13 protein-coding genes and 1 pseudogene are annotated in these 12,973 nt (G+C 44.6%); 7 read left to right on the top strand and 7 right to left on the bottom strand.

Features of this window, described 5'->3' with window-relative positions; all coding sequences use genetic code 11:
* The first annotated feature begins 117 nt into the window (after positions 1-117).
* On the top strand, positions 118-414 hold the full coding sequence (locus A136_RS08685; RefSeq protein ID WP_029235295.1) for a hypothetical protein: 297 nt from the start codon (positions 118-120) through the stop codon (positions 412-414).
* Positions 415-511: 97 nt separating this feature from the next.
* Here A136_RS08685 and A136_RS08680 read toward each other — a convergent pair whose 3' ends face one another.
* On the bottom strand, positions 512-1,498 hold the full coding sequence (locus A136_RS08680; RefSeq protein WP_081324522.1) for a glycosyl transferase family protein: 987 nt from the start codon (positions 1,496-1,498) through the stop codon (positions 512-514).
* 167 nt (positions 1,499-1,665) lie between these two features.
* Here A136_RS08680 and A136_RS08675 point away from each other — a divergent pair, with 167 nt between their 5' ends.
* Both A136_RS08675 and A136_RS08670 read left to right on the top strand, forming a co-directional pair.
* Positions 1,666-2,274: a TetR/AcrR family transcriptional regulator gene (locus A136_RS08675; RefSeq protein WP_017065287.1), complete on the top strand. Its 609-nt coding sequence runs from the start codon at positions 1,666-1,668 to the stop codon at positions 2,272-2,274.
* Positions 2,275-2,397: 123 nt separating this feature from the next.
* A complete protein-coding gene (locus tag A136_RS08670) occupies positions 2,398-2,892 on the top strand; it encodes a peptidylprolyl isomerase (protein WP_017060208.1) in 495 nt (164 codons plus the stop codon).
* Positions 2,893-3,022: 130 nt separating this feature from the next.
* On the opposite strand, the pseudogene A136_RS23175 reads toward A136_RS08670, so the two are convergent.
* The 5 genes and pseudogenes from A136_RS23175 to A136_RS08650 all read right to left on the bottom strand — a co-directional run.
* Positions 3,023-3,139, bottom strand: a pseudogene (locus A136_RS23175) (cytochrome c); the annotation flags it as partial.
* A 42-nt stretch (positions 3,140-3,181) separates the two neighbouring features.
* On the bottom strand, positions 3,182-4,048 hold the full coding sequence (locus tag A136_RS08665) for a DMT family transporter (protein WP_017065286.1): 867 nt from the start codon (positions 4,046-4,048) through the stop codon (positions 3,182-3,184).
* 110 nt (positions 4,049-4,158) lie between these two features.
* A complete protein-coding gene (locus A136_RS08660; protein WP_017065285.1) occupies positions 4,159-5,256 on the bottom strand; it encodes an alkene reductase in 1,098 nt (365 codons plus the stop codon).
* A gap of 14 nt (positions 5,257-5,270) precedes the next feature.
* Positions 5,271-5,648: a lactoylglutathione lyase gene (gene gloA, locus A136_RS08655; RefSeq protein WP_017065284.1), complete on the bottom strand. Its 378-nt coding sequence runs from the start codon at positions 5,646-5,648 to the stop codon at positions 5,271-5,273.
* Positions 5,649-5,851: 203 nt separating this feature from the next.
* Positions 5,852-6,787, bottom strand: coding sequence for a LysR family transcriptional regulator (locus A136_RS08650; RefSeq protein WP_017065283.1), 936 nt, complete (start codon positions 6,785-6,787; stop codon positions 5,852-5,854).
* A 773-nt stretch (positions 6,788-7,560) separates the two neighbouring features.
* Here A136_RS08650 and A136_RS08645 point away from each other — a divergent pair.
* The 4 genes from A136_RS08645 to A136_RS08630 all read left to right on the top strand — a co-directional run bounded on the left by A136_RS08645 (position 7,561) and on the right by A136_RS08630 (position 12,079).
* Complete coding sequence (locus A136_RS08645; protein ID WP_017065282.1) at positions 7,561-8,172, top strand: hypothetical protein; 612 nt, start codon at positions 7,561-7,563, stop codon at positions 8,170-8,172.
* A complete protein-coding gene (locus tag A136_RS08640; protein WP_017065281.1) occupies positions 8,172-9,161 on the top strand; it encodes an efflux RND transporter periplasmic adaptor subunit in 990 nt (329 codons plus the stop codon). The genes A136_RS08645 and A136_RS08640 overlap by 1 nt, the downstream gene beginning before the upstream one ends.
* Positions 9,162-9,447: 286 nt before the next feature.
* Positions 9,448-11,424, top strand: a complete 1,977-nt coding sequence (locus tag A136_RS08635; protein WP_017065280.1) for an alkyl sulfatase dimerization domain-containing protein — start codon at positions 9,448-9,450, stop codon at positions 11,422-11,424.
* A gap of 166 nt (positions 11,425-11,590) precedes the next feature.
* Positions 11,591-12,079 carry a hypothetical protein gene (locus A136_RS08630; protein WP_017065279.1) on the top strand — a complete coding sequence of 163 codons (489 nt, stop codon included), beginning with the start codon at positions 11,591-11,593 and terminating at the stop codon, positions 12,077-12,079.
* A 141-nt stretch (positions 12,080-12,220) separates the two neighbouring features.
* Here A136_RS08630 and cyoE read toward each other — a convergent pair.
* A partial coding sequence (cyoE, locus tag A136_RS08625) for a heme o synthase (protein ID WP_017065278.1) occupies positions 12,221-12,973 on the bottom strand: 753 nt, incomplete at its 5' end.

Raw genomic sequence — 12,973 nt, 5'->3', positions numbered from 1 at the left:
TAGCAAGCGCAATAGCCGTGAATGGCTGCCGAATTCGACCTGACAAGCCTAACGGGTAAAGGCTATAATGATCAGACGGCGCCCTTGCCGATTTTCATTGTCCAAATACGGTTTACTATGTCTTCCCAAACCCCACCTAAAACGTATCTAACGAATTCCTTATCTAAGTTAAAAAGCTACTTTAGTGAGTTATTGGATTTCCAATCACGCATTTGGGTGGTTCATATCTTTGAAGACTCTATTACCGATCAGTCGTTTGTGATTAATGAAGATGGCTTTAAAGAACCGCTAGAGTGGATGAAAAAACGTGATTACCAAGCGAGAATGCTTGATCGTGTTGATAAGATGAAAATCTCACAGGTGATTGAGATTCAGTTCGAAGACAAAATGCATCGCTTGATGCGAGTGAAGTAGCTTTATTGTTTGGGCGTTCACGAAAAGCCCTTGCTAGAAATCAAGTATAAAAAGGCCAGCGCTCGCTGACCTTCTCTCATTGATTACAAACCACCATCTAACGCGCACAATACTCATGCCACAGGCGCACCGCTTTCTGGTATGCCTCAGTTTTATCGTGCGTTTCTGCAAAGAGAATGGCTGTCATGCTGTCGACAACGGTATTAGCCATTAGCGCCATATCTTCAGCCGATGTGCCAAGTACACATTGACTAGGAAGTGGCAGCTCTAGGTTCATCATCTCTTCCCAGTAGAACGATTCGACTTTGTCAGGAGAGCTCATCCATACCGTTTGGCTAACTTTAGGATTATATTCCGACTCACCGTTCATCCCTTTGAATGAAATCACCGAGTGGGATTTATTTCCGATAACATGCTCAACTTCCGCATGAAGTTGTGGAAAGCCAGGATGGAAACTGCCACGCAGACCTAAACGGCCACCACCAGGATTCAATGCTCGAACTACCGTGTTAATTGGTGTTCTCAAACCGTAGCGGTGTTTCCAACCAATCATGGTTTGTGCTTCGGGCGCAAAGTTAGCTAGCGGTAAATAAGCAATGCCGTCTTGTTCAAGAATCGACTTAGCATGTTCAGGGCTCTCAGCACTTTGCACACCGACATCTTGCAAATGGCTTTCAACGTGCGTCCTACCGCTCGGCTTATCCATATAGCCATGCATTAACACTTTATAGCCATTGTCAGCTAAGATTTTTGCCGCCAACAAGTTCCAAGGCTTGCCACTGGCGTTATCGTTACGCTTACCTGCATAACACGGCCAATCAATATCAGCGCCTAAATCTGGCACTCGAGATTGAAACGCTTTTACAAAGCCAGCGATCTCTTCATTGGTTTCATTCTGCACACGAATCAACATCAGTAGCATAGCCATTTGGTCGTCACCGACTTCTCCGCTTAAATACTCATCCATGATGCGGTAGGCTTGTTCGAACGATAAAGGCTTACGCCCTCTTTCTCCTCGTCCAACTGTACGAATACACTCTAAAATACTACTCATTGATTGTTTATTCTCTTCCGTTGATATCAATAAAATTCGAATACACTTTCGATTCTATGATACCCACCGTGCATTGCAAAGCGATTCAGTTGCTCTCGACCGAATTACCAATACGCGGATTGGTGTTCTAAAAGTAAACTTACTGGTGTAAAATTAGCGTATGTAATGCTAACCGCGACATATTGAGTAGTATCCCGATGACTGTAAAAAAAACGCTGAGCCAAAGAAAACGTGAATCGATCGTTGCCGCTGCTATCGCAGAGTTTACTGAGCATGGCTACAAGGCCACCAGCATGGATAAAATATCGAGTCGCGCAGAAGTATCAAAGCGCACCGTATACAATCACTTTGCCAGCAAAGAACTGCTTTTAGATGAGATTCTAGACAGCATTTGGAGCAAAACTCTGGCCGCAACGCATTTCCCTTATCAAGCAGAACTGCCACTTGAAGAACAGCTTTCGTCGATAGCCAATCAAGAACTTGAGTTACTTGAGTCTGAAGGCTTCATCGACCTGTCACGCGTGTTGTTCTCAGAGTATTTCCATAACGCCGAACTGGCGCATCAAGCGATGGAAAAATATTCCCAAGCAGAAAGTGGACTTACAACCTGGATTAAAGCCGCGTTGGCAGACGGTCGTTTAGTAGAACTAGACCCACAATTCGCCTCCACGCAGTTCATTGGTCTGCTTAAGTCTTTTGCGTTTTGGCCGCAAATCATTGGTCATGTGCCGTCACCGGATGCTGCGCACAAACAAGTGATCATTACTTCAAGTGTCGAGATGTTCCTTAAACAATATCAGGCGTGATTTTGGTGGTTGATGAGAATTCAACCACAATAAAACCATCACTGGTATCCGCTGTTATTTTCCCTATACTGCAACCCACTTTCGTCATTACGACTCAGTAAAACTTCAACTTTAGGTAACCCTATGATTACTTTCACCACCAACTTTGGCGATATCGAGATTGAACTGAACCTTGAAAAAGCGCCAGTAACGTCGAAAAACTTCCTTAAATACTGCCAAGACGGTTTCTACGAAGGCACGACATTTCACCGTGTTATTGAAGGTTTCATGATTCAAGGTGGTGGTCACACTATCGACATGACAGAAAAACCAACTCGCGCCCCAATCGTCAACGAAGCAAACCGTGGTTTGAAGAATGTGATTGGTTCTGTGGCAATGGCTCGGACTGATGCACCACATTCTGCAACGGCGCAGTTCTTCATCAACCTTGATGACAACGATTTCCTAGATCACACCTCAACAACCAATGCTGGCTGGGGTTACGCGGTATTCGGTAAGGTTTCAGCAGGTATGGATGTGGTAAACAAAATTGCGAAAGCACCAACAACCATTCGCTGGGGACACGAAGATGTGCCTTGCGAAGATATTGTGATTACAAAAGTCACTATTCGCGACTAATTCATTCACGTCCTTTCCCGCCCCTAGTGCATTCGAATTGATGGCATAAAGAAAAGAAGGCTGTGCGATAGGACTATGGTGGTAAGGGTTCGACTTTACCACCTGTATTCAAAGCTCGTTGTTAGAATAGTTACCAGCGAGAACGATAAGTACGGTGACACCCTTTGCACGTCTTATTCGCAGAATTTAACCCTTGCTCTGCACTCGACAAGTCTTGTTCAACACTCGCCTGATAAGGCTCAGAAAAGCACTTGAAGAACAACCCACACTCGGCCTTGCGCCGAGTGTTTTATTTTCGTCTCGACCATTTGATATAGCAAAATAGTGAAGCAATGATCACCGCCCCACCGAGCAGCTTCTGCATCTCTACACTTTCGCCAAGCACACTCACACTTAACAGCAGCGTCCACACAGGCTCAAGAATCATGATCAATGCCGCCACTTCCATGTTCACGGAGTGCTGACCGACCGTTTGTAGCAAGTAACGAATAGACGTTGCGATCACCGCAGAGACAATAAACCAGAAGACTAAGGTTTTGGTGATTTCGAACTCCGGCTGAGCTGTCATAGAAGCAAAGGCTAAACCACTCACACCGACCACAAACAGTTGCACACAGATTGATGCGATAGGCTTGATATTGGTAATCACACGCTTGTTCATCACAAAGTGAACAGACAACAACATCGATGCTAGTAAGAAATAAATCTGACTCTGCTCAACATGCCAGCCGTTACCCAAAGTCAGCAACAGCATGCCGATAATCGCGATAGGGAAAGACATCCAAAACGCACGATTAGGTTTAACTCGAAACAAAATCCAAGACACAAAGGGGGCAATGATCATGGCTAAGCTCATGATGAATGCCCCTTCAGACAAGGTCTCGGTCACCGACACTGCATACACCCAGACTTGCAGTGAGGCAGACAGCAACAAACCCACGCCGCAAAGAGACAAGATCTGTTTAAACGAAAGCTTACGAGTATGGTGAATACAAAATGGCAGAAGAATAAGACTCGCGACGAGGAATCGCACACCAATGAACACTGGCCCAGGCATTTCTAATACCACCAGCTTAGATGCAATCCATCCCACCCCAGCTAGCAGGGTGGCAAATAGAAGGTAAAGCTCTCCGCGCATCGCTTTCACGTTCATCATTTTACTTAGTCCAATAACAAAAAAAGCAACCCGACTCTGCAAGGTTGCTTTTTATAAACATTCAACAGGATCGAGATACTATCTCAATACTCTGCTTCAGGCAGCTGTTTTTAGCCTGCGTATTCTGGGTAATCCGTTAAACCTTTTTCAGCACCACCGAACAATGTGTTTGGATCGTGCGCTGCAAGTGGGTAACCATTTTGAATACGAGCTGGTAAATCTGGGTTCGCAACGAATGGACGACCAAAACCAACCATGTCAGTTACGCCTTCAGCAACGGCTTTTTCGCCACGCTCGCTATCGTATTTACCCGCATAAATAAGGACACCCTCGTAGGCTTCACGAACTGCTGCTTTAAATGCTTTTGGCGTTTCAGGTGCATCGTCCCAATCAACTTCTGCAATGTGTAGGTAAACAATTTTGTATAGGTTAAGTAGTGCTGCCGCCGCTGTGTAAGTCTCTACTGGTGTAGCGTCAACCGTACCATTCAACGATGTGAACGGAGCAAGGCGTACACCAACACGGTCAGCACCAATCGCTTCAACCATAGCTTCAACCACTTCGCCTAGGAAACGTAAACGGTTTTCAATTGAACCACCGTATTCGTCAGTGCGGTTGTTTGCTTCAGAATCGATGAATTGGTTGATTAAGTAACCATTCGCTGCGTGAAGTTCGATACCATCAAAGCCTGCTTCAACCGCATTCAAAGCCGCTTGGCGATACTGTTCAACCACCTCTTTGATGTCTTGTTTCGTCATTTCACGAGGTTCAACCACATCAACAAAGCCCGGTTCATCAGTACCGTTATCGATGAATACCTTTACGTTTTGTGCTTTAAGTGCAGAAGACGAGATTGGCTGTTCACCACCAATGTTGTCTGGGTGTGTTACACGGCCTACATGCCAAAGTTGAGCGAAGATAACGCCCTCTTTTTCATGTACGGCATCAGTCACTTTTTTCCAACCAGCGATCTGCTCATCAGAATAGATACCCGGAGTCCAAGCATAGCCTTGACCCATAGGTGAAATTTGTGTGCCTTCAGCAATAATCAAACCTGCAGAAGCACGCTGAGCGTAGTAAGCCGCCATCATATCGTTTGCTGAATTACCAGGTTGCGTTGCGCGAGAACGCGTCATCGGTGGCATAACAATACGGTTTTTAAGCTCGATATTACCAAGTTGAATTGGTTGAAATAGTGCGTTTGTCATTGTTATATCCTCGATTAACCTAGTTGAATCAGTTCGATTTGGTAGCCGTCTGGGTCAGTAATAAAAGCGATATGAGTTGAGCCGCCTTTCACTGGACCCGCTTCGCGAGTGACGTTGCCACCTAGCGATTTGATTTTGTCACATGCTGCGTAAATATCTTCTACACCCAATGCCAGATGACCAAACGCGCTGCCCATCTCGTACTCATTCATATCCCAGTTGTACGTTAGCTCGATAGTCGTGCCGCCTTGCTCATAGCCAACAAAAACCAATGTGTAGCGGTACTCTTTGTTTTCGTGGCGTTCAAGTTCCTTCATTCCCAATACCTTGGTGTAGAACTCGATAGACTTGTCTAAATCAGTAACTCGGATCATTGTGTGTAGGAATTTCATATTTCGCCCTTTTTAGCCCAGCAACCTGAGCCGATATAATCGTGAGTGGAGGTTACCCACTCCTTTGTTAGGGTTAATATACGAGCTGACAGCAAATAAATGAAATTATCATAAATTATCATTGTGATAATTTTCTATTATAACTCACTTAATACAAGTGATTTGTTAAGAAGATATTTGGCAAACAAAAGATAGGGCGACGATCAGAAAGCGGAGCGCCAACTGTTTAGTGATTTAGACATGTCATTAGTCGTATTGATGATCTGCTCTCTCAACCACTTATGTGCCGGATCGGTGTTCTGTTTTTTCAACCAAATGAGGTAATGAGAGATAGGCTGATAATCGAAAGGCGGTTTGAACAACTGTAACCCAAGACGTTCCTGATACTGGTTCGCCATAGAAAGCGGCACAACAGTGATGTAATCAGTCTGGCTACACAGCATTAGGTTACTGGCCATAGAGCTGCCGTGAATTACAATTTTACGCGAGGATAAGTCTAACGAAGTGTAGTGAGTCAAACTTCTTACTTGGCGACGTGTTCTGGCTAAAACCGCATGTTGCTCACTGAGATATTGCGCCTCGGTGATCTCACCTTTGATCCTAGGGTGCCCATTTCGGCAAACAATCACAAACTCACTGTCGTAGAGCTTTTCGCTCATCATGCTTGAATGCTCAGGCAACACAATGTCGATCATCAAATCAAACTTCTGAGTTAATAGATCCTCATGGACTTGATCATCACTATCTGGTTGGTCATACACCTCAAGAGATAAGCCTTGGTTAGATAACTGAGAAAATCGATCGAGCAACATCCACTTTAAATGTTCGGGAACCGAAGCCACAAACCTGCGCTCTGTACTCGCTTCATCAAACCCAGCCATACCTTGAAACACGCCGTTGAGCTCGTGTATTGGCGCTTTGATTTGCTCATACAAGCTTTGCGAGTAAGCAGTAGGCACAACCCCTCGCCCACTGCGCACAAACAACTCTTGGCCAATTTCATTTTTCAGTCGGCCGAGCGCAGTGCTGATCGTCGATTGATTGGTATTCAAATGATCGGCAGCCTTACTCAAACTGCCCAGCTCCATCACCGCTGAAAACACAGCCAATAAGTTAAAATTCGGAATGTCATTACTCATGATTCAGTGCTCATTTGGCGATAGATTTAATTATCTTATCGTAAAAGCGATAGAATGAAACAACGGATGCTCATTGAGAAAACAAAACTGAGAAGGAAGCATCATATGGTAAAGAGCAAAAATGTCAGAACAACTCACTCTTTCGAATAGCTGCCACATTCGCCAGATTGGAATCTAAATCTCTTCGCTGTGCCAGTAACGCTTAATCCACCCAAACTCACCCTAGACTGGTCGGAGTATTCAATATTTCCGTCCTGCCTTATTGATACTTTTATAGCCACTTCTATGATCCAGGCTAATTAAATAGACATATTTTATAAGCCGAGTTTGAGCCTGTTCAAATAAACCCACCTCACGTTTAAGCAACCACTCAATTCATCGTAATTACGATAATTCAATATCGCAATAATGCGTAGATAGCACCAGTTACACTTCCTATTATTTCGCCAACAAATCAATTCTTAACCTAAACAGAAAACCTAAAAATGTGTAGATGATGGTGTTGCACACATCACGGAAGACGGCCTTAAAACCCAATGCAGCAAACGAACCTATCAATGGTAGACGTTACTTAAGAATGATTTCGCCAGGTGTTTTTAACACTCTATTCGCGAGAATGCGTTGTCTACGTGGTCAAAGCGATTTTTAATTGTCATCTAGTACTTTTGACTCAGTAGGTCTATACGGTTACGTGAGTTCAACACCTCTTTCAGATGTCTTCTAAAAGTCTTGTACCAAGGCTGCACTTTCTCTCTCCTTATTTAGGTTGAGATATGAACTTTATAAAAATCGTTTTCCAGAAAATCTGGGCCGTTGTGATGGTCTTGATTAAATTCTGCCTGTTTATGGCAGTGATGTTTGCGGGAGCATGGGCTCTTGCACCATTAGGCACAATCCATTCTAAAGACATCGACATGTCTCAATTCAACAATCATCCCAATGAAATGATGATGAACTTCTTCCAGATGGAGTCCTTCTCTGGTTACTTGTTCTCAGTGACCATTGCTGTGGTTTTAGCCGGTGTTTACGGCATGTGGCAGTTGCATGAACTGGGTGTGCATAAAGCAAAAGAGCACAAAAGCGCTCACGTACAAATCGTGTTTGCACTGTCACTTTGTGGTCTATTCATTAGCAAAACATTCTGGGTTATTGCATTAGTTATCGCGTTGGCGAACTGGAAGCATATTGGTCAATCACTGAGTGATGTTATTCGCCGTGGTGTTCAGCCTAAACAAGACGCGACCAATACAGAGACAGCCGCAGTCCACGTATCACCTGAACAACCGGTAACAGAGCCGTCTTCAGTAGAGCAATCTTCAAAAGAACAGGCTTCAGAAGAAAAGACTCCAACAACACCATCCGCTACAGAAAAAGAGGTCGCATAATGAAAGAGATGATGATTCCATACATCCTAATTGTATGGTCACTGTTTGCGACAGGCGCACTTAAGAAGAACTTCAAGAACTACACATGGGCTGCCATTGGCGGCGTAACGATTCTTGCGGTATTAGCGGTTATCTCTCGCTTGTGGGCACCGGTTGATTTAACCAACTCAACCACAGTGAAAGCACCACACGCGGTAATGTCACCGATCTTTGGCCAGCAGATCGACCAAGTGCTTGTTGAACACAACCAAATGGTTAAAGAAGGCGACGTAATTTACACACTCGTCGACATTGACTCAGCCGCAGACAAAGCAAAGATCGAATCTTCAATTGTTCAGAAAGAAGAAGAGATCAAGCAAATGAATCGCGACTTAGAGCGTGCTGAAACGTCACCTGAAATTTTCAATATGCGTGACGTAGAAAAGTACGACTCTGATCTTCGAGTGCTGCATGCTGAACTGGTGTCGTTAAAAGCCGATTTACAAAAAGTAAATTGGGCGCAAGAGAAGAAAACCATTAGGGCTGAATTTGATGGTCAGGTATCGATAGTGAATATTGCTGAAGGTTCTGTCATGGGTAACATGCACCTCTACAACACCAGCAAAAAGTTCCTTGAGATGCGCATTTCAGACCAAACTTACGGCTATGTTCAAGTAGGAGACTTCGCTGAGTTCTTCGTTGATGCCTACCCAGGGCACGTGTTCCGAGCAAAAGTACACAGCTTTAACGCAGGTACCGGTGAGTCGAGTATTTCTCCACTTCAGGGGCCACAAAGTGTCGGTCAACACGTAGTAAGAAACGGTAATGCTTTAGGTCGTACTATCGTACTTGAGATCATCGAACCAGAAGGTTACAACATCCCTATTGGTTCAACTGGCGCGGCTTGGATCTCGGCTGAGAAGCCGCATCCATTCTGGGGCTTCATCGATGTAATCGGCGCAGCAACGGTTCGCCTACAATCTTACAAGTCTTACTTAGGTGCTTGGTAAGTACTCAGATTCTCGGTAAGTACTCAGGTTCTCGGTAAACACTTATATAACAGCCATTAGTTCCAAATTAAATGCCCTGAATTTCAGGGCATTTTTGTATCTGTCACAAGCCCCCACTTACTAATTGATTTAGATCAAAATAAATCGCAAAAATAATCATTAGCTATCCAATTAATCGTAAAACCGATAGATTGAAATCCTGTTCGCGCGTAGATAGCGACCTCTCCCACCTCTATTATTTGACTCAAGAAATCCAATTCCTGTATCCAAACATAAGGTCACGACCATGACTAATACATTCAAAAAAATGGCGCTTCCTGTTGCTATCGCAAGCGCTCTATTTGCTTCTGGTTTTGCATCTGCAACTCCAACTGTAGAAGCGACATCGAAAGTAGGCCAAGAACTTCAGACAGCAAATGCTGCGCAATACCAAAACATTGACCTTGATGCTCGCTACAAGAGTGAGGTTCTTTTCGAACACAAGTCAAACCTATTCTGGGGCAAAGGCGAGCGCATCCAAGTTGTATCGAAAACGGGCGACTCTCTGGCTTACACAGAAGAATCTGATCACGTTCATCCAATCCTCACCAAGCACGGTCGTAAAATGGACCAAGCAATCATCAAAGTGGATGACAATATTTATCTTGGTTACGGCTTCGGTCTAGACACTCCTGTCATGATCGAAGGTACGGACGGCATCATCATTGTTGATCCAGGCGAGTCGGTAGAAATGGCTCAATCGGTTAAAGAACAGTTCCGTCAAATCACAGACAAGCCGGTTAAAGCCATCATCTATTCTCACAACCACATCGACCACATCTCTGGTGTGCGTGCATGGGTGACTGATGAAGAAGTGGCATCAGGTGAAGTAAAAATCATCGCTGAAGAAGGCCTAACCGCTGCAGTGGCTAACTGGTCTTCAAACCTAGGTACTCTATTTGGTCACCGTACTTCTTACACAGGTGCTAAGCACGTAGAAGAAGGCGAGCACGGCACAGTAAACGACGGCCTTGGTCCACGCTTCATGCAAGGTGCTATCTCGTTCATCGAACCAAACCTGCTTGTACCAAGCCAAAGCCACATCGAAATCGAAATTTCTGGCGTGAAAATGCACATCGAGAACGTGCCATCTGAAACTAAAGATGAGTTAGTGGTTTACTTCCCAGAACAAAAAATCCTGCACGCAGCAGAGGTTCTACAAGGCGAAAACTTCCCGAACCTACACACAATTCGCGGTACGAAATTCCGTGATCCAAGCATGTGGTTCAAGGGCATCGACGTTATGCGTCAATTCGATACAGAAATCATGATCAACTCGCATGGTCGTCCTGTTGAAGGCAAAGAAGCGGTAGCAGATGTACTAACGGCTTACCGTGATGCAATCCAATACACACACGACCAAACGATTCGTCACATGAACAAAGGTATGACGCCAGACGAGCTAGTTGAAGTGGTTAAACTTCCTAAGCACCTTGCAGAACACCCTTGGTTGGGTGAGCATTATGGTACTGTTGCACACGCTGTTCGCCAAATTTACGTAGGCTACAACGGTTTCTTCGAAGCCGATCCGTGGCAACTAGAGCCAATGGCTTATGAGCAGCGTGCTAAAGCTTTCGTAGAAATCATGGGCGGCCGTGATAACATCATCGACACAGCAAAAGCAGCGATGAAAGCAGAGAACTACACTTTTGCAGCGGAGATTCTTTCTTACCCTATCACGGTAAACAAAGATGACATGGAAGCGCGCTTACTAAAGGCACAAGCTTACAAAGCATGGTCTGCCGATCAAGTGAACATCAACTGGCGTAACTGGGCGTTGAATGCTGCAGCTGAACTAGAAGGTAATCGTGACTTCTCTAACATGATCAGTTTTGCTTCTGTAGACGTTCTAACTGCCCTACCAAGTAAACAAATCTTCGATATGATGACATCGACGTTAATCGCAGAGAACACGCTAGATGTGAACACTGCGCTAACTTACAACTTCTCTGATACCAACGAGTCATTCACTATCGAAGTGCGTAACGGTATTGCTCAGCTTCATGAAACGGCACTAGAAGGCGCTGATGTTCAAATCAACACTTCTCGTCAAGTATTGAACCAAATCTTGATGGCTGGTCCAAACGCTCAACAAGTGATTGGTACCAACATGCAGTCTGGTGCGTTTAAGTTCTCGAATGGCGACATTCAAGCCTTTGGTCTATTCATGAGCTACTTCGATAAGCCTCTTTCCCCTGAAGAGCTGATGCTTATCGTTCGTTAACTGACACACGTTAGTTAAGGGCTCGCTAGGATAGCAAACGGATAAACATAGGGACCCTTCGCGGTCCCTTTATCTTTTGCTTATTATATAATTCAAACTCCTCCGCTCACATCAACTTTACTGATGGCGTGATGTGAAATATATACGTTCGACTCAAGGTTTCTAGATGCTAAAACGTTTCGCTCTGCTACTTTCACTCAGTTCATCTTTGGTTTTTGCTTGCGGCCTGCATCAAGATACTGGACTTAGCTTGATCACTGAACCGGGCTCTCTCGAAGTCTTTGGCAACATAATCAATGCAAGACAAGATGACGAATTTGGCAATTTAAATAAGCCTGATCATTTCCGCCTTTTTGCGATACAAGCAGCACTTGGCAAAGCACATCCAAACAAAATTGAGTTCAATCTATTTGAAGCAATCAAAGGCCACTACAGCGAAATCAGCTTTGCTAAAGGTGTCAAAGTTTCAGGAAGAGATACATTACCAACCGAGGAAGATTTACTTCTGATCACAGAGTTAGACGTGTTCGATGCGCTAGCAACAGGAACCATTTCTTGGGATCAAGCAAGCTTGCAACGTTTAATCGTCATCAACGGCCCCCAAGATAAACGTGAGCAATTAGAAGCTTGGTTCAATGATATTTTTGAAGGGTAATAGCTAAAATCTAAGTAATTCAAGGCTGAATAGTTAAAGGGGGGAGCAACAAAGAAAAATAAGACAGATGACAAAAACAAACAATAAAAAGTCGTCAAACCCTCGGACTTCAAACATTGAGAGTTCAACGACAAACTTAAATCAAAAAATTGCAGGCAACGGAATCAACTCCAGTCCTAGCACACCACTGATGCTCATAACCACCAGCAAAGAGACTTTAAAGACTGTCTTTGACCATTGGATGTAGTTGAGGCAATCGACCTTACGGAACGTCACTTTGGTCCACATAAAGCAAACCGCTGCCGACACCGCTAAGTATTCATAACCCGCCTCTCCGAGTAAAAATAACCCCAGAGCAACTGCTCCAAACGCCACCACATACGCTTTCATGTGTTGATGTGCTTTGTCGACGCCCTCTTTGACCGGTAAAACGGGAATGCCTGCATCGCGGTAGTCTTGAATGCGGAACATCGCAATCGCATACGAGTGTGGCATCTGCCATAAACAGAACATGATGAACAATAGGACGGCTTCTAAGCTCAGGTAGTTAGTCACGCCAAGGTAACCAACCAATGGAGGAACCGCGCCAGAGATGCTTCCCACTAAGGTGCCGTAAACCGAATTACGCTTGTACCACATGGTGTAGAAAAAGACGTAAAACACATAGCCAAGCAACACCACAACCGCAGACATCGGATTAACAAATTGAAACAGCAGCGCCGTGCCTACCAACAACATGACTAACGCATAAATGAATGCGACGTCTGTATTGATGTTGCCCTGAACCAATTCTCGATTTTGTGTGCGCTTCATCTTCTGGTCGATGTCTCGGTCAAAGATGTTGTTCACCACACAACCTGATGCAATCACAAGCCCTACACCCGCTAAAGTCGT

Source organism: Vibrio crassostreae 9ZC13, assembly GCF_000272045.2.
GTDB lineage: Bacteria > Pseudomonadota > Gammaproteobacteria > Enterobacterales > Vibrionaceae > Vibrio > Vibrio crassostreae_C.
Note: the sequence above shows the minus strand (reverse complement) of the source record. Positions and strands in the feature narration are given on the sequence as shown.

Coding starts and splice junctions, on each gene's coding strand:
- A136_RS08685 (WP_029235295.1), top strand. CDS start 118: ATGTCTTCCCAAACCCCACCTAAAACGTATCTAACGAATTCCTTATCT.
- A136_RS08675 (WP_017065287.1), top strand. CDS start 1,666: ATGACTGTAAAAAAAACGCTGAGCCAAAGAAAACGTGAATCGATCGTT.
- A136_RS08670 (WP_017060208.1), top strand. CDS start 2,398: ATGATTACTTTCACCACCAACTTTGGCGATATCGAGATTGAACTGAAC.
- A136_RS08665 (WP_017065286.1), bottom strand. CDS start 4,048: ATGATGAACGTGAAAGCGATGCGCGGAGAGCTTTACCTTCTATTTGCC.
- A136_RS08660 (WP_017065285.1), bottom strand. CDS start 5,256: ATGACAAACGCACTATTTCAACCAATTCAACTTGGTAATATCGAGCTT.
- gloA (WP_017065284.1), bottom strand. CDS start 5,648: ATGAAATTCCTACACACAATGATCCGAGTTACTGATTTAGACAAGTCT.
- A136_RS08650 (WP_017065283.1), bottom strand. CDS start 6,787: ATGAGTAATGACATTCCGAATTTTAACTTATTGGCTGTGTTTTCAGCG.
- A136_RS08645 (WP_017065282.1), top strand. CDS start 7,561: ATGAACTTTATAAAAATCGTTTTCCAGAAAATCTGGGCCGTTGTGATG.
- A136_RS08640 (WP_017065281.1), top strand. CDS start 8,172: ATGAAAGAGATGATGATTCCATACATCCTAATTGTATGGTCACTGTTT.
- A136_RS08635 (WP_017065280.1), top strand. CDS start 9,448: ATGACTAATACATTCAAAAAAATGGCGCTTCCTGTTGCTATCGCAAGC.
- A136_RS08630 (WP_017065279.1), top strand. CDS start 11,591: ATGCTAAAACGTTTCGCTCTGCTACTTTCACTCAGTTCATCTTTGGTT.